The organism is Parahaliea aestuarii, assembly GCF_008064635.1.
Lineage (GTDB): Bacteria > Pseudomonadota > Gammaproteobacteria > Pseudomonadales > Halieaceae > Parahaliea > Parahaliea aestuarii.
On the sequence record NZ_VRYZ01000009.1, the window covers coordinates 55,028 to 74,898 of the forward strand.

Below are 19,871 nucleotides of genomic sequence, written 5' to 3' on the forward strand. Positions count from 1 at the left end.
ATGAGCATACAGGGTAGAACCGCGCTTATTACCGGCGCATCAGCGGGGCTGGGCCGGGAGTTCGCGTGGCAACTGGGCCGCGAAGGCTATCGCCTGGTGCTGGTTTCCCGCAGCCAGGCCGATCTCGACGGGCTTGCGGCGGAACTGGCCGCCGAGGGCATCGAGTCCATCGTCCTGCCCGCTGACCTCAGCAGGCCAGAGGCACCGGGCGAGTTGTTTGACCAGCTCAAGTCACGGAGCGTGGCGGTGGATTACCTCGTCAACAATGCGGGCATTGCCGGCCCCGGCCTGCTCAAGGACAGGGACTGGGCAGCGCAGCAGCAGTTCTACCAGCTGATGATGCTGTCGATCGCCCACCTGTGCCACCTCTTCGTGCCGCCCATGGTCGAGCGCGGCTGGGGCCGCGTGATCAACGTCGCCTCGGTGGCCGGCCGCATTGCCCGCGGCGGCGATTGCAACTACGGCCCGAGCAAGGCCTGGGTGATCGCCCTGTCGGAGGAGCTGGCGCTGACCGTGGGCGATGCCGGAGTGAAGGTCTGCGCCCTGTGCCCCGGCTTTACCCACACCGAATTCCACCAGCGCGCCAACCTCACCGAGATGAAGAACAGCATGCCCGCCTGGATGTGGTACCAGGCGGAAACCGTGGTCAGGGAGGGCCTGGCCGCGGTGGAGAAGGGCAAGCGTGTGTATGTCTCCGGGCGCCTGTATCGCTGGGTGGACCCGCTGCTGCAGTCGGTGTTTACCCGGCGCTTTTTTACCATGAGTGATCGACGGAACTGAGCGCTTCTGTCGGCGTTTCGCTAGCGGCGAGTACCATTAACAGCAGGGAGTGCGATGGCTTTGACTGACGATGAACCCGTTACCGTATTGCTTCGTCAGTGGCGGGCAGGCGATGCCAGGGCGCTGGACCAGCTGACACCGCTGGTCTACGACGAACTGCGCAAGCGTGCGCGAATTGCCTTCAGCGCCGAAAATGCCGGCCACACCCTGCAACCCACGGCCCTGGTGCACGAGCTGTTCGGTCGCCTGGTGCCAAGCAGCGTGGACTGGCAGGATCGCAGCCATTTCTATGCACTCTGCTCGCGCATGATGCGCCGCATCCTGGTCGATCACGCCAAGGCCCGCAACGCAGTAAAACGCGGTGGCAAGGCGTACCAGGTGCCGATGGAGATTGAGCCTGCGCAGGACGGCGCCAATCTCGAGGATCTGTTGAGTCTGGACAGGGCGCTGGAGAAACTGGCAGAACAGGACAAACGCAAGGCCGAACTGCTGGATTTGCAACTGTTCGGCGGCCTGTCCTTCCGCGAGATGGAAGAGGTAACAGGATTGTCGAGCAGCACACTGGATCGCGACCTGCGGTTTGCAAGAGCATGGCTCAAAACCCAGTTAAGCAGCGCCTGAGAGCGACCGGTGTCCCGGGCCGCTACCCGCGTGCGGGCTCCCCGTCCACTCGCGGCTGCCGTGTGCACTGCCCGTGACCGACGGTAACTGGAGCGAACTGGAGCGCTTGTTCAACGGGGCCCTGGAACTGGCCCCCGCCGAGCGCGACAGCTACCTGCAGCGCGAATGCCGCGACCGGCCCGAGTTGCTGGCTTCGCTGCGGGAGATGCTCGGGAACGACAGCGCCAGCACTGAATTCACCGGCCTGGTCAGTGCCAGCGCGCGTGACTGGCTGGAGTGGACCGCGCTGCAGCGCGGGGACCGCGCCGGCTCCTACCGTATTCTGCGCAAGATCGGCCAGGGCGGCATGGGTACCGTGTACCTGGCCTCCAGGGCGGACGACGAGTACCGGCAACAGGTCGCCATCAAAGTCATCAATCGCATGGCTGGCGACAGCGCCGACGTTCAGCGACGTTTCCAGGATGAGCGCCAGATCCTGGCAAACCTCCATCATCCGAATATCACCCACCTGCTCGACGGCGGCAGCCTCGACGACGGTTCGCCCTTTCTGGTGATGGAATATGTCGATGGCGAGCGTATCGACCACTACTGCGAAACCCGCGCGCTGTCCACGGAGGGGATACTGCGGCTTTTCATCAAGGTGTGCCGGGCCGTGGAGCACGCGCACCAGAATCTGGTGATTCACCGCGACCTGAAACCATCAAATATCACCATTGACGGCGCCGGCGAACCCCGGCTTATGGACTTTGGCGTCGCCAAGCTGATCCGGCGCAGCGAGAACAGCGAGAATCCCGATACCGTGCAGGATGAGCGGGTGCTTACCCCGCTGTACGCGAGCCCGGAACAACTGGGCGGCGCGGCTGTCAGCACCCTGTCGGACCTCTACTCCCTCGGCGTTATCCTCTACCAGTTGATGACCGGGCGGCGCCCCTTCGACGGCGAGGACAGCGGCTCCTATGCCTACGCCCGCCAGGTCATCGAAAGCGACCCGCCCTCCATGAGAAAGCGCCGGCTGGAGGCCGCGGACCCGGCCGCCGCCAGCGCGATGCCACCCCGCACTGCCCTGCGTTTCAGTCGCGACCTGGACAACATTGTGCTCAAGGCCTTGCAGCGCGACCCGGCCCAGCGCTACCAGAGCGTCTCCGCCTTCAGCAGGGACCTGGAAAACTACCTGGCGCGACGGCCGGTGAGTGCGCGACCGCGGTCACTGCCCTACCTTGTGCAGCGCTTTGTCCAGCGCAACCGCCTGGCAAGCGCGTTGATACTGGCTTTTACCGTCACCGTGACCGGCCTCGGCGTGGCACTGTGGCGACAGGCAGAGCTGCTGGCGGTCGAGCGCGATGTGGCGCGCGACCAGCTCGCCCGCACTACTGCGGTACTGGGCCTGGTGGAAGACATGTTCACCGGACTGTACCCGGACAACAGCGGCGGCAGGGAAATCACGGTTCGCGAGATGCTGGACCAGGCCGGCAGCAGGCTGGCGGCCAGCGAGGCCGGCCGGGACGCGGCAGAAGCCGCGACGAGGGCCGTGGTCCGCCGGATTATCGGCGCGACCTACAATGAACTCGGGCTGATCGAGCCGGCGCGGGAGCACCTGACCGGGGCGCTATCACTGCACCGGGCCGGGCAGGTCGGCGACGACGCGGAAATGCTGAAGACCATGCTCGCTCTGTCCATGACCTACAAACTGTCGTTCGAGCCGGAGGCGCGACTGGTGCTTGCCGAAGAGGCGCTGGTGCTCAGCAGGCAACTGTATGGCCCCGGAGACCTTCGAACCTTCGAAGCGCTGGGTGCCGTGGCCAGCGCCAACCACATGCTCGGAAAGCTGGAGCTGGCGCGGGACCAGTTCGCCGCTATCTACCAACAGCGCCGGCGGGCACTGGGCGCGTCGCACCCGCGGACACTTGGCACGATGTACAGCAACGCTGTCATGGAGCACTGGCTCGGCAACTATGACCAGGCGCTGAACCTGTACCGCCGCTGCGAAGCGTTGGCGCGCGAAACCCACGGGGAGACGAACAGCAGCGCGCTGCGCTGCCTGTCCGGCCTCGGCCTGGTGCTGGAAACCATCGGCCAGCACCGGGAGGCCGCCGCAGCCTTGGCGCGGCACCTGACCCTGGCGGAACAGGTGCTGGGGCCGGAACACCCGCAGACACTGCGCTCGCTGCACAGCCTTGCAGACGCGCACCGGGGGCTGGGCGATTACCCGAAGGCGGAGTCCCTGTTCCTTGCGGTGCTGCAGCGGCGGCGCGAGGCCCTCGGTAATCGCCATATCGAAACCCTCCAGACCGAGATGAAACTGGCGCGTGTCTATCGGCTCATGGGGCGTTTTGACGCGGCCCGGCCGCTGATCGAACACGCGTTGACGGAGGAGGTGGCGCAGCAGGGCTTTCGGCACCCGGCAACACTGATCGCCGCGCAGGAAAAGGCTGACCTGCTGCTGGACAGCGGCGAGCTGGTTGCGGCCGAAGCCCTGCTGGAACGCGTTCTCGCCGGCAGGGAGGCCGTACTGGGGCCTGATCACCCGGACCTGCAAAGCACGTTGCTGGGCCTGGCGCGCGTCGAACTCGAACGGCAGGGCGAAGTCCCGGCAAAACGGTATCTGGAGCGCGCCCTGGCGCTGACCGAATCCCATCCGCAATACCAGCAGGAGGCGCGAACGCAGATCCGGCAATTGCTGGCGGAGCTGGACTTGAGCGGTGCGCGCTAGAGCGGATCGTCCGCCTCATCAGCTTTCAGGCGCTCGCGCCGCGCCTCTTCCTCTGCCAGCACCGCGCGGATTTCTTCCAGCACCGCATCGGTGTCGGCGCTGTGGGTGTCCAGCTCGAATTCGCCAGTTGGGGCGTAGTCCGGGTGCAAGTCACCGTCTTCATAGAGCGCCCAGATTTCCTGCGCGCAGTGGGTGTCGAGAAGTTCCGGGGCGAACTGGCCGTAGTACTCGCGCATGTTGGCCACGTCCCGTTCCAGCATCGCGCGGGCGTTGTTGTTGGCGGCGGCGTCCACGGCCTGGGGCAGGTCGATGATCACCGGGCCGTCTTCGTCCACCAGCACATTGAATTCCGACAGGTCACCGTGTACCAGCCCGGCGCACAGCATGCGCACCACATACTGCATCATCAGGGCGTGGTCCTCCCTGGCCTGTTCCGCAGACATGTCGACATCGTTGAGTCGCAGCGCCGCGCCGCCATCCTCGTCGGTAATCAGCTCCATTAGCAGCACACCTTCCAGGCAGCCATAGGGTTGCGGCACTCTCACCCCGGCCCGATGCAGGCGGTACAGGGCGTCGACCTCGGCATTCTGCCAGGTCTCCTCCTGCTGCTGGCGTCCGAACTTCGACCCCTTTTCCATGGCGCGGGCGCGACGGCTGTTGCGGGTCTTGCGCCCCTCGGTGTACTGGGCGGCCTTCTTGAAGCTGCGCTTGACGGCTTCCTTGTAGATTTTGGCGCAGCGCAGCTCGCTGCCACAGCGCACCACAAAGACGTCCGCTTCCTTGCCGCTCATCAGCGGGTAGACAACTTCGTCGATCAGGCCGTCGTCGACCAGTGGCTGAAGGCGTTTGGGGGTTTTCACGTAATGGGCTTGTCCAGTTGGCGGCGGTAGGGGGCCCGGTCTGTTGCGGTTAAACTAGTGGGCCAAACAGTTACAGTCCGGGTGAAGAGTAGATTACCTTGAAAGTCGTTCCATTTCAGCGTCTGGCCTGCCCGCTGGATGCGCAGCCACTGCGCGGCGAGGCGTCCCGCCGGGTTTGCGACAGCGGCCACAGCTACGATATTGCCAGCAAGGGCTACACCCACCTGCTGCCGGTGCAGCACAAACGCAGCCGCGAGCCGGGCGACAGCAAGGCCATGGTGGCCGCCAGGCGGCGCTTCCTGGGGGCCGGCTATTACCGGCCTATAGCCGAGGCGGTAGCGAGCGCCGCGCTGTCCGACGCTGAAGGTAAGGCAGAGCTGAGTTGCCTGGACGCCGGTTGCGGCGAAGGTTACTACCTGCGCCAACTGGCCGCCGCTGATAGCGGCGTAACGCTGCACCTGCTCGGCCTGGATATATCCAAGTGGGCGGTGCAGGCTGCCGCCCGGCAGGATGCCCGCCCCACCTGGGTAGTGGCCAGCAATGCCCGCATACCGGCAGAGCCCGCCAGCCTCGATCGCATTCTGTGCCTGTTTGGTTTTCCGGTATACCCGGAATTTTTCCGCGTGCTGAAGCCCGGCGGCCTGCTGATAAAGGTGGATGCTGGCGCCGGGCACCTGAAGGAACTGCGCGACCTGATCTACGCTGAAGAGAAGACCGCCGCTGCCCGCGATGAAGTGCTGCCACCGGAGTATTCACGCCTGGGCGAGGTGCGGGTCCAATACCCCCTGCAACTGGAGGGCAGCGACAACCTGGCGGACCTGCTGGCCATGACCCCGCACTACCACCGGGCCAGTGTCGCGGCGCGCGAAGCCCTGCTCAAACTGGAGGGCCTTACCGTGAGCGTGGATGTGCGGGTGGTGACTTATATTTCCCGGGCATCGGCTTCCGACTAACGCCCGGCCTTTGCATCCCGGCGAGCCCGTTTGGTCAGCGGCCTGCCTTCTGCGTCGACGGTGCTTTTGGGTTTTTCGCCCTTGGCCGTCTTTGAAGCGCGGCTAATGGCGATGAGTTCCAGGGTTTCGCTGTCACGCAGTTTGATGGCGTTCTTTTCCAGGGTATCCAGCTCTTCAAAGCTGTACACGTCGTTTTTCAGTTTCTCTATTCTGTTCATGTGGTACTCGCATGAGGGGGCAGAGCGGGGTGCTCTGGCTACGGGTGAGACTGTGAATTGTAGGGGAAAGTGGTGGGCAAGGCCCGGCTCCGGCGGAGGCGATTGCGATCAATATCCAGGCCGGTAGAATGCCCCCCACAACGAGCTATGCCATCGCCCATGGAACTCACCCTGCATATTCTCAGCCTGATCGTTCTCTGTGGCATCACCGCGGGGTCACTGCTGGCATTGCAATTATGGTTGATACCCTGGGGCAATCGCAGGGCCAATCGTGTTTTGAGCCTGCATCTGACCAACTATGTCATCCTGGCAGGGGCCTACGTCTACTACATCGAACAGGCGGAGAGTGCGGCCGGTTTCCACGTCGTCTTTTCTCTTCAGCTCCTTATGGGGCCCCTGTTCTATCTATACACTCGCCTGCTGACAGACCCCGGGCTTGGCTGGCGCAAGCAGTATCTTTGGCATTTCCTGCCGGCACCGCTGATGGCCTTGTTGTGGACCTTGCAACTGCCCTTGTCCCCCGACAGCCCTCTCAATCTGGCCTGCTTGAACCCGGATAGCTGCGACCTCGTCTATCGCAGTCGCTTTATCCACCGACTATCGGTCTATCTATCAATGACTGCCTACTCCATCGCCTCATTGTGGATACTGAGGCCCTACCTGCAACGCATCAAGGAAAGCTATTCGGCGATTGAAGAGGTCAACCTTAACTGGTTGAAAACCCTGATTTTTATTCGATTGCTCGCCATTTTACTGGCAATAGGGCTGGAAATTCGCACACTTCTGGTCCCCGACGGATGGACCCCGGGTGCACTGGTGTCGCTCTCGCCCCTGCTCCTGACACTCTTGATGGGCTGGTTTGGACTGAAGCAGCGCAATATTCAACTCAGCGAACCTGTCGTCGACATTGGGAAGCCCATCGGCAATATGCCGAAGAACCAGAATGCCGGGAAAGCGGAGAAGAAGTACCAGACCAGCAGCTTGTCCCCCGAGAAAGCCAAAGCCATCTGGCAGCAGTTGCAGCGCACCATGGAACAGCAGCAGCCCCACCTGGATCTGGGCCTCAAGATAGCTGACCTGGCCCACATGATGAACATACCCAGCCACCATCTATCGGAGGTGATGAATGGCTTTGCCCAGCAGTCCTTTTACGATTTCATCAACCAGTATCGGGTCGATGAAGCCGCCCGCCTGCTAAAAGACCCGGCCCAGCGGCACCTGTCGGTGACCGACATCGGCCTGCAAGCCGGTTTCAATTCCAATTCCACCTACTTCTCGCACTTCAAAAAGCGCTTTCAACTCACTCCCAGGCAGTATCGCCAGCAGGTTCAGGCCTGAGTTCTGCACCTCCCGGCCCTCTTCATCGCTCGCGGGCAGCCAAGGTCTAACTTTTTGTTTTTATTAGAATAATTAATTCGAATTAATTATTTCCGAGATTTTTCGCAATTATTTCTTACGGCTTTGTAAGTTCGGAAGCCAGGCCGGCGGTCACTCGGGATACTCCACACGCGATATAAGAAAATCCCTAAAAGAACTAACTAGCGCTGAGGAAGAGTAGCCACTATGAAACGAATCGCACATCCCCCTCTATTGGGTACAGCAAGCCTGGCCGTGGCAGTCATTACAGCCAGTGGCCAGGTTCAGGCACAGCAACGACAGGTGGCACTCGAGGAAGTGGTTGTCACGGCGCAGAAGCGGGAGCAAAACCTGCAGGATGTCCCGCTGGCGGTGCAGGCCCTCAACGCCGATGCGCTCAGGCAAAACGGTATCGATAGCCTGAGTGATATCAGCGATATCTCCCCTGGCGTCAAAATTGCGGATACCCAGGGTGCTTTCAGTACTGCCGCCGTGCGTGGGGTCAGCAGCTTTGCCTTTGGCTTCGGTCTGGAGGAAAGCGTGCCTTTCTACCTGGACGGTGTGTACCTGGGCAACGGGTCGGCCATGCTGGGAGACCTGCTCGACGTACAGCAGGTGGAAGTCCTCAAAGGCCCTCAGGGAACGCTGTTTGGCCGCAATGCCTCCGGCGGCGCCATCAACGTGCGTACCAACCGCCCGGGCAATGAGGTAGAAGCCTCCGTCAGTGTCGGTGCCGGCAACTATGATCTGCGCACAGTGCAAACCCTCTTCAATGCGCCGCTGATTGAAGACAAGTTGTTGATGCGGGGCGGTTTTTCCACGCGTGATCGCGATGGCTGGCAGACTAATGTAGTCACCGGGAGAAAAGACGGCTTCGCCCAGGATCGCTGGTCCGGATACGTGAAAGCGCTATGGCTCGCCAGCGACGCGGTGGAGCTGGAGTTCAGCAGTGACTGGTCCGAGCAGGATGACCATATCGGCTACGAGAACGCCAATGCGATCAACCCGCTCGCCACCTGGCTGGCGGTTTACGACCAGGCGAACCCCGAGAGCTTCTTCGATGAAAAGAATAACGATTTTGCCAGTGGCAATAATGGACTCAGTCTCGACATGGGTGGCTTTACCGTACCGATTATCCCCGCAGACGCCGTGGACCCTGCGCAAAAGCGCAAGATTCGCGGCAACTCCCTGAAAGTCACCTGGGACATCAATTCCGCCCTGATGTTGACCTCCGTCAGTAGCTATCGCCAGACGGATACCGCCCAGGCAGTGGACGCTGATGGCTCGGACCTGGGCCTGGTGAACACTAGCAGCAGCGGCTCCACCGAGGAGTACAACCAGGAAATCCGGCTCAACTACAGCAGTAACGCCATCGACTGGTTCGCCGGTGTCAACGCCTATCGCCAGGACCGCAGCGCTACCGGCTACGCTTTCGCCAGTTCCATTGTGTCCCTGGGGCGGCTGGGGCTGGCCGGGTTGGGCTCCAATGTCAGTGAAAGCAGCGCAGGTTCCAACAAGACCGAAAGTTATGCCGCATTTGGTGACGCGACCTGGCACGTTAGCAACAACTTAAACCTGACTGCCGGCCTGCGCTATTCCTATGACGCCAAGAGCTATCGCCGGGAGGATACCGGCAACGACACCTTCAACGGTGGAGGTATCCTTTTCCCGAACCTGGATCAACTTGCCGACCCGGATATGCAGGCAGTACACGATAACTGGAGCAATATTTCCGGCCGTGTGGCAGTGGACTATCACTTGACCGACGACACGATGCTCTACGCAAGCGTCAGTCAGGGTTACAAGTCCGGTGGTTTCAATACCACCCTGACCGTAGAGAGCACCGACGCAGGCTTCATCACGCCGGCCTATGCAAGCGAACCCTTCGACGAAGAGACCAACATCAATTATGAGATTGGCCTGAAATCGAAACTGCTGGACGGCCGGCTGCGTCTGGACTCGTCAATATTCCAGTACATTTACAAAGATCTGCAGATCCTGATGGGTGACTCTTCCTCACCCGTATCACGCACCATCAACGCGTCGGAAGTCACCGGCCGTGGCTGGGAAACGGACCTGACCTTCCTTGCCACTGAGCGCCTTAGCCTGAACCTTAATCTGTCACTACTGAATGCCGAGTACAGTGACGACGTCTATGATGCGCAGGGCACGAAGCGTGTGGCCAAGGGAACCGAGCGCCCCTGGGCACCCGAAGTCTCCGCCCTGATCGGAATCAATTACGAGGTACCACTTGCCGACATTGGCTCGCTGCGTACCAACCTCAACTACAGCTATACCGATGACCACTACCAGCGCTCGCCAAGCCTGGTAGAAAGCCTGCCGGATTCAGCCAACCGTCAGGAAGCCTACAGCATCCTCAACGGTCGAATCAGCTTTTATACCCCCGCAGAGAACTGGGAAGTGGCCGTCTGGGGCAAGAACCTGCTGGATGAGCGCTACCGCAGCTTTATCAACGGTTCGGCCTTGTCACTCGGCGGTGTGCTTCAGGCGGTCATTGCCGAGCCTCGCACATTTGGCATCGAGGCCAGCTACCACTACTAACAGCGTGATGAATGAGCCTGCCAAGGCTATAAAGGGTACAACTATGATGAGAAACACATGGATACAAGCGCTGACTCTCGGCCTGGGCCTCGCGTTCGCTGTCGTTCCCTCCAGTTTTGCTGGAGAATGGTCGGAAGCGGCACGCGCCGTCGATGACAAAGTCATTGCCTGGCGCCGCGATATACACCAGCACCCGGAACTGAGTAATCGCGAGTTCCGCACCGCCAAACTGGTTGCCGGACATTTGGAGGATCTCGGCCTGGAAGTACAGACCGGTGTCGCCCACACGGGCGTAGTGGCCATCCTGAAAGGCGGCAAACCCGGTCGTACCGTTGCCCTGAGGGCCGACATGGACGCCCTGCCGGTCACCGAACAGGTGGACCTGCCCTTCGCCTCAACAGTCAAAACCCAGTATCGCGGCGAGGAAGTGGGGGTCATGCACGCTTGCGGGCACGATGCCCACACCGCCATTCTGATGGGTGTGGCCGAGGTTCTCGCCACGCATCGCGAGCAACTGGCAGGCACCGTTAAATTCATATTCCAGCCTGCCGAGGAAGGTGCGCCGGATGGGGAGGAAGGCGGCGCCGAACTGATGGTCGAGAATGGCGTTCTATCAGGCGACCCCAAGCCGGAGGCCATTTTCGGCCTGCATGTCGGCCCCTTCCCGACCGGGTTTATCGGTTATCGAGCCAAGGGGATCATGGCTGCATCGGATAAGTTCGAGATTACAGTGGAAGGCAAACAGACCCACGGCTCATCCCCCTGGGCGGGCATCGACCCGATTGTAGTGGCGGGCCAGATTGCCAACGCTATCCAGTTGATTCCGGCGCGACAGCTGAATGTCACGCGAGCTCCGGCGGTGATTTCCATCGGCTCCATCAGAGGCGGCGTACGCAACAATATCATCCCGGACAAGGTCACCATGATCGGCACCATCCGCACCTTTGATAGCGCTATGCAGGATGACCTTCACCGCCGCCTGCAAATCACCGCCAGCAATATTGCCGAAGCGGCGGGGGCCACTGCGGAGGTGACCGTGGATCGCGGTTATCCCGTTACCTACAATGATCCGGCCTTGACCCAGTTTGCCGTGCCGTCACTGCAAAAGGTGGTGGGGCAGCAGCGCTTGCGGGAAACCGACCCTGCCATGGGCGCCGAAGATTTCTCATTCTACCAACAGGAAATCCCCGGGCTGATATTCCTGTTGGGCGTCAACAAGGACGGTGTTGGTATCGGCGAAGCGGCCATGAACCATTCTCCTCACTTTTTCGTCAACGAAGACGCACTCAAGCTGGGTGTCGAGGCCCTGACCACACTGGCGGTGGACTACCTTAATTCATCGGAAACCTGACCGCCAACGAGATATCGTGCTATGCCCTCGACTGAATTTGAACTGCCACTGCGGTCCCTTCGTGTGCTGGACCTCTGCGACGGCCTGGGGGCCAGCTGCGGTAGATATCTCGCCGATCTCGGCGCCGAGGTTGTTCTCGTAGAACCGCCGGGCGGTAGTCCCGCCCGACAACACCCGCCGCTGGTTGCCGGGGTCAGCATGTACTTCGCTACCCATGCCGCCAACAAGCGAAGTGTCGTGCTGGATATTAACCAGCAGCAAGACAGGGAAGCGTTTTTCCAGCTCGCGACACAGGCTGACCTCCTGATATACCCCCGGTCCGATGCGGCCCTGCGCTGGATCGACACTATCCGCCCACTCACAGAGCATGCGGACTGCACACTGGTCACGCTCGCCATATCGGATTTCGGCAACAGTGGCCCCTGCGCACACTACCTCGGCAGCAACCCCGTACACATGGCGATGGCCGGTATTACCGCCCGGTCCGGCCTGAAAGGCCGGGAGCCCCTGCTGCCGCCGGGGCAGCTGACCTGTGAGTCCGCATCGATCCAGGCGGCATGGGTAGTACTGCTGGGATACTGGCAGTGCCTGCACACTGGCCGGGGCGGTGGCAACGATATCTCGGTATTTGAAGCCAGCTGCCAGGTTCTCGACCCCGCACTCGGAGTGACAGGCAGCGCCGCTGGAGGACAGGGGGCAGGGAAACTGGCCCCGCGTGGCCGCCCCCCTGCCGGCAGTATGTACCCCTTCTTTCGCTGTGCGGATGGCTTCGTAAGAATCTGCGTGCTTAACCCGCGGCAGTGGCAGGCAATGAGCGACTGGCTGGGGGACAGCCATCCCTTCACTGACCCTGCTTTCCGCCATATTGGGAAACGTTTCAAACACTTGCGCGAGATCAATACACTGATCCAGCAACGGTTTGCCACCGTTGACGCAAACGATCTGGTGGCCGAAGGTCGGCGGCGCGGCATCCCCATAGCGGCGGTGGCTTCACCACAACAGGTTCTGCAGGATCAGCATTTGACAGCTCGCGGTGCCCTCGACGAACTGGAAGTCGCTCCAGGGCTTCGCGGCCTGGCGCCGTCAGGCTTCCTGAAAATTAACGGGGAGCGCATGGCCATTCGACATCCGGCCCCCCTGCCGGGCACAGGCACACCGGCTTTTAGTCCGCGTTCACGCAAGCTGCCGCCGCGCCGCGACCACGCTGGACGCCGCCCTCTCAGTGGAATCCGGGTGCTGGATCTCGGCGTCATTGTTGCCGGCGCGGAGCTGGGGCGCCTGTTCGCCGATCAGGGCGCCACGGTGATCAAGATCGAAACGCGAAGCTATCCGGATGGATTGCGACAGTCGCTGGACGGGGCGCCAATGACTGAATCATTTGCCCAGGGGAATCGCGGCAAGAAATCCCTGGGATTGAACTTGCGCAGCGAACAGGGCAAGCAGCTGTTCATGGACCTTGTGGCGAAATCCGATGTGGTTATGTCCAACTTCAAGCCCGGCACCATGGAATCCCTGGGATTTGGCTACCGTGATTTGAAGGCGATCAATCCTCGTATCATCGTTTCCGAAAGCAGCGCCCTTGGCGGCACCGGCCCCATGAGCAAGAGTATGGGCTATGGGCCACTGGTGCGCGCGAGCAGTGGGCTAACCGGCCTTTGGCGCTACCCGGACGACGAGGCCGGCTTTGGCGATGGCCTCACCATATTCCCCGACCACCTTGCGGCACGGGTTTCAGCGGTGGCTATCATGTCACTCCTGATTGACCGCGAACACACGGGGCTTGGTGGCTCTGTGAGTCTGTCGCAAGCCGAAGCCATCCTCATGACACTCTCCAGCGAATTGCTTATGGAATCGCTCGAACCTGGTTGGCTGGTGCCCTGCGGGAATCGAGGTCGATTTGATTCACCCTCCAACCTGTTCCCCTGCGCTGGTGACGACGAATGGTGCGCAATTGACGTTCAGAATAACGCGCAGTGGCAGGCACTGTGCGAGGTGCTGGAGCGCCCCGACCTGGCAGAGGACAACAGACTGTATACCGCCGCGGGGCGACTGGCGCTCAGCGATTATCTCGAGGAACAGGTGTCCGGCTGGACGAAGGACAGATCACCGGCGGAAGTAGAGCAAACCCTGCAGAAGGCGGGTATTCCCAGTGGTGCCATGGCCCGCGTTGACGAGTTACCGCAAAATGCCCACCTGCGGGCCCGGAACTATTTTCGAACGAATGAGCAAGACGGACTCCCGGCTCCCCTGCTTACGGAAAACGGCCCAGCGGGAGAAAGCTTTTTGCCCGACCCTGACATTACAGGTGCGCCTTTCGCAGCACAGGACACCGTCTTCCTGATGCGAGAGATACTGGGCTTGAGCGACCAGGAGATCGATGACTATATCGCCGCGGGTGATCTCGAAGTTATGGAATCCCAGGTTAATAGTGGGCCCTGACGGGCGAGCGCTTCACTGCAGCCGGATTTCCACCAGAACTAGCTGTTCAGCGATAGCCGCCAGGCTTGCCTCTTCCACTTCCCGGTCAGCATCCAGTTTGAGACCGTAGACCTTTGCGTCTCTGGGTAGCGCGCGGATGAAGCGGCGTACCCCCTCGCGCAATGCGTCGCTATCACCTTCCAGCAGTACAGCCGTGGCCGGGTAACGCTTGCGGGCGATCTCCATTTCAACCTGTACGCCATCGCCGCGGAAGTTCATCCACCAGCGAGTGCTGCGGTTGGACAGGAGGCGCACAATATCGGCTTCCCGGGTGTAGCTCAGCGGTGTGCTGAGCTTGCGGCCACTCTTGCGCCCGGTGAAATGTACGATGCCGATATTGTGGCTGGTTATGCCATGCAGCGGCGATCGCAGCAGGCCGCGCATTACCGGGTTGAGGAAGTAGCGGTAGAAGGTGTTGCCTGAACTCATGATGTTGGGATGCCTGAGAAATCAACAGGTTTCTTTGGGCCATCATAGAGTCATATGTGTTGCTTATTCCACAAATAGAGGCTTAAGAGTTGCTTTCAGTGATGAGGGGCAGCGCTGGCCCTTGAATGCAACGACGTGCAATTTCCGGCTCAAGCTTCAGTGCAACCCAACCCCTAAGCCGCCTGCGAAGCCGAGCGCGCTATGTCCGCGAGGTATTCATCGTAAGTGCCCTGGAAATCGATCAGCGCCTGATGCTTGATTTCCACCACCCGGGTGGCCAGTGAAGAGACAAACTGGCGGTCGTGGCTCACGAAGATCAGCGTGCCGTCGTAGTTGGCGAGGGCCTTGTTCAGCGCCTCGATGGATTCCATGTCCATGTGGTTGGTGGGCTCGTCCATGATCAGCACGTTGTTGTCCATCATCATCAGCTTGCCGAACAGCAGGCGGTTCTTCTCGCCGCCGGAGCAGACCCTGGCTTTCTTGTTGGCGTCGTCCGCGGTAAACAGCAGGCGGCCGAGCATCCCGCGTACCGCCAGGTCGTCGTGCCGGGGCAGGCGCCACTGGCTCATCCATTCGAAAATGGTGAGGTCGTTGTCGAAGTCGGCGCTGCTGTCCTGGGGGCAGTAGCCGATGACCGCGTTTTCCGACCATTTGATGACGCCGCTGTTGGGCTGGATCTCGTCAATCAGGCAGCGCAGGAAAGTGGTTTTGCCCACGCCGTTTTCTCCAATCACGGCGAGGCGCGCGCCGGCTTCCAGAATCATTTCGCCGTTATTGAACAGCGGCAGATCGTCAAAACCGTGGGACAGCCCTTCCAGGACCAATGCCTGCCGATGCAGCTTCTTGTGCTGCTGAAAGGTGATGTAGGGGGAAACCCGGCTGGAGGGCTTGATCTCGTCCAGCTTGATTTTCTCCATCTTCTTGGCGCGGGAACTGGCCTGCTTGGCCTTGGACGCATTGGCCGAGAAGCGGTTCACAAAGCTCTGCAGGTCTTCGAGCTCCGCGCTCTTTTTGGCATTGCTGGCACGCAGCTGGTCCTGGATCAGCGTTGAGGCAGCGACAAAGGCTTCGTAGTTGCCGGGGAAAATACGCAGCTCGCCGTAGTCGATATCCGCCATGTGGGTGCATACGGCGTTGAGAAAGTGGCGGTCGTGGGAAATGATGATCATGGTGCTTTTGCGCTGATTCAGCACGTCCGCCAGCCAGTTGATGGTGTGGATATCGAGGTTGTTGGTCGGCTCGTCCAGCAGCAGGATGTCCGGGTCGGAAAACAGCGCCTGGGCCAGCAGCACCCGCAGCTTCCAGCCGGGGGCAACCTGCTTCATCAGGCCAAAGTGCAGGGCTTCGTCGATGCCCGCCTCCAGCAGAATTTCGCCGGCGCGACTTTCTGCCGTGTAGCCGTCCATCTCGGCAAACTGGACTTCCAGGTCCGCCACCCGCATGCCGTCTTCCTCGCTCATCTCGGCCTGAGCGTAAATGCGGTCGCGTTCCTGCTTTACCTGCCACAGCTGCGCATCACCCATGATCACCGTGTCGATCACGCTGTACTGCTCAAAGGCGAACTGGTCCTGGCTGAGAATGCCCACCGTGCAGCCCTGCTCGATAGACACATTGCCGGCCGTCGGCGCCAGCGCGCCGCTCAGGATCTTCATGAAGGTGGACTTGCCGCAGCCATTGGCGCCAATCAGCCCGTAGCGATTGCCGTTGCCGAATTTGGCGGAAATATTTTCGAACAGCGGCTGGGCACCGAACTGCATGGTGATGTTGGCGGTGGTGATCACGGAGGAAATCCTGGGGCTTGGGGGAAATGGTGGCCCGGAAGGGTTTGAACGTTCGACCTGACGGTATTTCGGGGAGAGGTTGAGTTCGGTGGGCCAAAGCGGCGGCAAAATAGCAGAAATTTTGATCACTTACCACCTCTAGCACGAACGAGGGGGTGTTCTGGGGAAATCGAGGGTTTTCTGGCCCGGGCTGTCGTTGCGGCTGTCAGCGCATGGGCCAGAGTGCCGCCCACTTGCCGCAAACAGCAAGCGGGGGCGGATTGTTGACTACGACGTGCGTTTCAGCGCGATCCCGTACCCTCTTTGAGTTTATCGACAATGCCCTCAAGATTGAACGAGCCCGGCTTCTGGCTGGGAGGGAACTTGATGAAAGTCTGCGCGAATTTTGCGGCCATCTGCTGCATCGGCACGATGACGTACGGACGATCAAGGAACCAGTCGTTGTAGGTGTTGGAGTTGTGCTGGGCCTTCTCGAAAGGATCGCGCCGCAGGTTGAAGAGCAGAGGTACCCTCAGTTCAGTAAAGGGCTCGCGCCAGACTTCAAAGGCAAAGGCCCGGTTTTCCAGGAATACCGCTTTCCAGTCGCCAAGTCGGATGGCTACCGGTGCCCCGTCATCGTTGAAGTACCAGAATTCCTTGCGCGGCGAAGCCTGGTAACTCTCGGTAGGTGTTTTGTAGCTATCCGCGTTAGACAGGTAGTCGAGCATGTTGTACCCGTCGATGTGGTTCTTGTAATTCCGGCCAATGGCTTTGTAGCCGTCCAGAAGATCCTCTTTGATGTCCGTTTTACCTGCTGCAGCAGCGAAAGTGGGCAGCCAGTCTTCATGAGCCACGATCCCGTTGACCGTCACGCCAGCCGGGAAACGACCGGGCCACCGAACGAAGGCCGGCACGCGATATGCGCCTTCCCAGTTGGAGTTCTTTTCGCTGCGGAAGGGAGTGGTACCGGCATCTGGCCACGAGTTGTAGTGCGGGCCGTTGTCAGTGGAGTACTGAACGATTGTGTTGTTGGCGATGCCGAGTTCGTCCAGGAGGTCAAGCAACTCGCCGACATGCATGTCGTGCTCGACCATACCGTCAGAGTACTCGTCGGAATTCGGGCCAGCGAGGTTCTTGTGTTCGTCCTTGACGTGGGTACGGAAGTGCATGCGTGTTCCGTTCCACCAGCAGAAGAAGGGCTCGCCAGTCTTGACCTTGTCTCTTATGAACTCCTTGGCAGCGGCGAGGGTTTCCTCGTCGATCGTTTCCATGCGCTTCTTGGTCAGTGGGCCGGTGTCTTCAATGGTCTGTTTGCCATTCTTGCTGACCGTGCTCTTGATCACGCCACGCGGGCCGTAGGTCTCCAGAAAAGTCTTGCCGCTGGGCAGGACATAGTCAGAGGGGTAGTCGCGGTTCTCGGGTTCTTCCGAGGCATTGAGGTGATAGAGCGGGCCAAAGAACACATCGAAGCCGTGGTTGGTCGGTAGATGCTCATCCCGATCGCCCTGATGGTTCTTGCCGAACTGACCGGTAGCGTAGCCCAGTGACTTCATCACGCCAGCGATAGTGATGTCGCTTTCCTGCCAACCCTGTGCAGCGCCGGGCAAGCCGACCTTGGTCATACCCGAGCGAACCGGGACCGCCCCGCTCAGGAATGCAGCGCGACCAGCGGTACAGGACTGCTGCCCGTAGTAGTCGGTGAAGCTGATGCCCTCCCGGGCAATTCGATCGATGCCGGGGGTGTTGTAACCCATCATCCCGCGGTTGTTGTGGCTGATATTCCAGGTGCCGATGTCGTCTCCCCAGATTACCAGGACATTCGGCTTCTGACTTTGGGCCTGAGCGATGCCGGCAAATGCCAGCGCGAAAAATGCGCAGGGCAGAAGCAGAAGCTTCAATAGCTGTTCTTTCCCTTTCATAGAAACTGTCTCCTTGTAGACGTGCTAGGTATGTATAGCACATTTCCGTGACAGAGAGCTTATGTCTCGCGTGTGCAGTGGCGGGGCAGTAACAGAATTCTTAATCAGTTACTGCCTATACCCCGAACGAGGGGTGTCCGTGTTAGATTTCATGGCACATGCAGTGACCTATAATCGGTTCACCAGACCCAAAGGTGCCCTATGTCTGCTGCGGACAACCTTGAAACCATTCGCCACTATTTTGATGTCGTCACCGGTAAGCGCCAGGATCGCGAACTTGCGTCGTTTATGGCGGATGATGTCGTGTGGACCGTGCCGCAATCCAACCCGGATATAACGCCCAATCCCCGCGTAGGAAAAGCGGCAGTCATGGATTTGCTGGGCGCAGGGGTCACCATCTATCAGCCTGGCTCGATGACCGTGGAGCTTGAAAACCTGTTTGGCGATGACAAGCAGGTGGCGGCGCAATTTACCCTGCATGCGACCCTGGCCAACGGGCGTGACTACCACAACCGGTATGCCTTTATCTTCGCCCTGCGTGAAGGCTTGGTTGTCGGCGTATGGGAGTACCTGGATACCTTGTATCAGATGGAGCGCGGGGCTTTTGACGGGCGCGAGTGATTGCTTGCTGGCTGTCGGGTGTTGAATTGGAGGGGATGTTGAGCCAACAGTACTTACGCACAGTACGACAAGATTGACGTGCAAACTATTTAGTTCCCGTTGTTGGTGGGAGAGGTAAAGCCATGGACATCAAGCCAGTTAAAACGGAGGCGGATTACTGGCGCGTATCAAGAAGCCAAAGCCCCTGCACGCCGGGATTACCTTGCGCCCGGTCACGACCAGCAGGATCAGCGCGATATTGCGCGTTTCGTAGGCTCCCGGTAGGGTAGGGCGAGTCAGTGAAAATTCGCCAAGGGTCTCGAATATGGCCAATGAACCCCTTGCCGGCCCCTGCCCCTGTGGCAGCGGAGCCGCGTTTATCCGGTGTTGTGGCCAGCTCGATCCGCGTATCTGGGGTGAGGCTGCACCGGGGCGCCTGAGTGAGACGCTGACGACTCCCCGCTGGTCCCATCTCCTGGCCCAGGAACCAGAGTGCGAGTTCCGCGGTGAGGCCCTGCCGCGGGGTATCCTGGTACGCGACATGGCAGGCGAGCGGGACTGGCAGCGGGTAGCCGCCGCGATGGTAGCCGAGAGCCATGCGCAACCCGCACGGGTGGTGGCCGGTGACAATGATTTGCGCAAAACCGCCTGGCGGGAGACCGAGCTGGTCGAGCAGGGGGCGTACGCTGACGAAGTGCTCAACCTGGTGCGCAGAATCTATCGCGACTACGCCGAACCGTTCTATCACTGCCGCCTGCGTTCGCTGGAATCACCGCATATCCTGCGCTACAGCAGCGGTAGTTATTACCGCCCCCACGCCGACAGTGACCAGCTCAATCCGGATACCGGGCGCTGGGAAAAGACCCTGGACCGGGACCTCAGCCTGTTGCTTTACCTGGATGAAGACTACGAGGGCGGGGAACTGGTATTCCCCAATCTCGATTTCGAGATCCGGCCCTGCGCCGGCATGCTGTTGATGTTTCCCTCGGACTTTCGCTACCTGCACGGCGTGCGACCCGTGAGCCGCGGGCAACGGCACGCTGTGGTGAGCTGGTGTGCATTGCAGGGGCCGAGAAAGCAGCGGGTCGCCAGTTGACAATTCCGCACGCCAAATCCCCCACCCGCCTATGAAAGCTGGCGGGTCGATGCATAGAAAAAACTGATAAAAAACAAAGGGATGTGGTGGGCCCAGAAGGACTTGAACCTTCGACCTGCCGATTATGAGTCGGATGCTCTAACCAACTGAGCTATGGGCCCCGGGTGCCGTTGGACCG

General features: G+C 60.4%; 15 protein-coding genes and 1 tRNA gene. 10 read left to right on the forward strand and 6 right to left on the reverse strand.

Features of this window, described 5'->3' with window-relative positions; translation table 11 throughout:
• From FVW59_RS17695 to FVW59_RS17705, 3 genes are all read left to right on the forward strand, one after another.
• Positions 1 to 780, forward strand: coding sequence for an SDR family NAD(P)-dependent oxidoreductase (locus FVW59_RS17695; RefSeq protein WP_148065713.1), 780 nt, complete (start codon positions 1 to 3; stop codon positions 778 to 780).
• Positions 781 to 834: 54 nt separating this feature from the next.
• Positions 835 to 1,401 (forward strand): ECF-type sigma factor, encoded by a 567-nt coding sequence (locus tag FVW59_RS17700; protein WP_148065714.1) that lies wholly within the window; start codon positions 835 to 837, stop codon positions 1,399 to 1,401.
• A 73-nt stretch (positions 1,402 to 1,474) separates the two neighbouring features.
• Entirely contained in the window at positions 1,475 to 4,111 is a 2,637-nt protein-coding gene (locus tag FVW59_RS17705) for a serine/threonine-protein kinase (RefSeq protein ID WP_148065715.1), read from the forward strand.
• Here the strand turns inward: FVW59_RS17705 and FVW59_RS17710 are convergent.
• On the reverse strand, positions 4,108 to 4,971 hold the full coding sequence (locus tag FVW59_RS17710; RefSeq protein WP_148065716.1) for a PA4780 family RIO1-like protein kinase: 864 nt from the start codon (positions 4,969 to 4,971) through the stop codon (positions 4,108 to 4,110). The two genes, FVW59_RS17705 and FVW59_RS17710, sit on opposite strands and share 4 nt — an antisense overlap.
• Positions 4,972 to 5,069: 98 nt before the next feature.
• On the opposite strand from FVW59_RS17710, the gene FVW59_RS17715 reads away from it, so the two are divergent.
• Entirely contained in the window at positions 5,070 to 5,924 is an 855-nt protein-coding gene (locus FVW59_RS17715; protein ID WP_148065717.1) for a putative RNA methyltransferase, read from the forward strand.
• Here the strand turns inward: FVW59_RS17715 and FVW59_RS17720 are convergent.
• Positions 5,921 to 6,142, reverse strand: coding sequence for a hypothetical protein (locus tag FVW59_RS17720; protein ID WP_148065718.1), 222 nt, complete (start codon positions 6,140 to 6,142; stop codon positions 5,921 to 5,923). The genes FVW59_RS17715 and FVW59_RS17720 overlap by 4 nt on opposite strands.
• Before the next feature lie 159 nt (positions 6,143 to 6,301).
• On the opposite strand from FVW59_RS17720, the gene FVW59_RS17725 reads away from it, so the two are divergent.
• The 4 genes from FVW59_RS17725 to FVW59_RS17740 all read left to right on the forward strand — a co-directional run bounded on the left by FVW59_RS17725 (position 6,302) and on the right by FVW59_RS17740 (position 13,850).
• Entirely contained in the window at positions 6,302 to 7,480 is a 1,179-nt protein-coding gene (locus FVW59_RS17725) for a helix-turn-helix domain-containing protein (protein WP_187275960.1), read from the forward strand.
• A gap of 225 nt (positions 7,481 to 7,705) precedes the next feature.
• Positions 7,706 to 10,060, forward strand: coding sequence for a TonB-dependent receptor (locus tag FVW59_RS17730; protein WP_148065720.1), 2,355 nt, complete (start codon positions 7,706 to 7,708; stop codon positions 10,058 to 10,060).
• Positions 10,061 to 10,103: 43 nt separating this feature from the next.
• Positions 10,104 to 11,411, forward strand: coding sequence for an amidohydrolase (locus tag FVW59_RS17735; protein WP_148065721.1), 1,308 nt, complete (start codon positions 10,104 to 10,106; stop codon positions 11,409 to 11,411).
• A 21-nt stretch (positions 11,412 to 11,432) separates the two neighbouring features.
• Entirely contained in the window at positions 11,433 to 13,850 is a 2,418-nt protein-coding gene (locus FVW59_RS17740; protein WP_148065722.1) for a CaiB/BaiF CoA-transferase family protein, read from the forward strand.
• 12 nt (positions 13,851 to 13,862) lie between these two features.
• On the opposite strand, the gene FVW59_RS17745 is transcribed toward FVW59_RS17740, so the two are convergent.
• The 3 genes from FVW59_RS17745 to FVW59_RS17755 form a co-directional block, all read right to left on the reverse strand.
• Entirely contained in the window at positions 13,863 to 14,318 is a 456-nt protein-coding gene (locus tag FVW59_RS17745) for a nitroreductase/quinone reductase family protein (RefSeq protein ID WP_148065723.1), read from the reverse strand.
• 173 nt (positions 14,319 to 14,491) lie between these two features.
• Positions 14,492 to 16,099: an ABC-F family ATPase gene (locus FVW59_RS17750; protein ID WP_148065724.1), complete on the reverse strand. Its 1,608-nt coding sequence runs from the start codon at positions 16,097 to 16,099 to the stop codon at positions 14,492 to 14,494.
• A gap of 281 nt (positions 16,100 to 16,380) precedes the next feature.
• Entirely contained in the window at positions 16,381 to 17,997 is a 1,617-nt protein-coding gene (locus tag FVW59_RS17755) for an arylsulfatase (protein WP_148065725.1), read from the reverse strand.
• Between the two features lie 201 nt (positions 17,998 to 18,198).
• Between FVW59_RS17755 and FVW59_RS17760 the strand changes: the two genes are divergently transcribed.
• Both FVW59_RS17760 and FVW59_RS17765 read left to right on the forward strand, forming a co-directional pair.
• Entirely contained in the window at positions 18,199 to 18,618 is a 420-nt protein-coding gene (locus FVW59_RS17760; RefSeq protein ID WP_148065726.1) for a nuclear transport factor 2 family protein, read from the forward strand.
• 304 nt (positions 18,619 to 18,922) lie between these two features.
• On the forward strand, positions 18,923 to 19,693 hold the full coding sequence (locus FVW59_RS17765; protein ID WP_222711564.1) for a 2OG-Fe(II) oxygenase: 771 nt from the start codon (positions 18,923 to 18,925) through the stop codon (positions 19,691 to 19,693).
• A gap of 84 nt (positions 19,694 to 19,777) precedes the next feature.
• Here FVW59_RS17765 and FVW59_RS17770 read toward each other — a convergent pair.
• Positions 19,778 to 19,854, reverse strand: a tRNA-Ile gene (locus tag FVW59_RS17770).
• Positions 19,855 to 19,871: the final 17 nt, after the last annotated feature.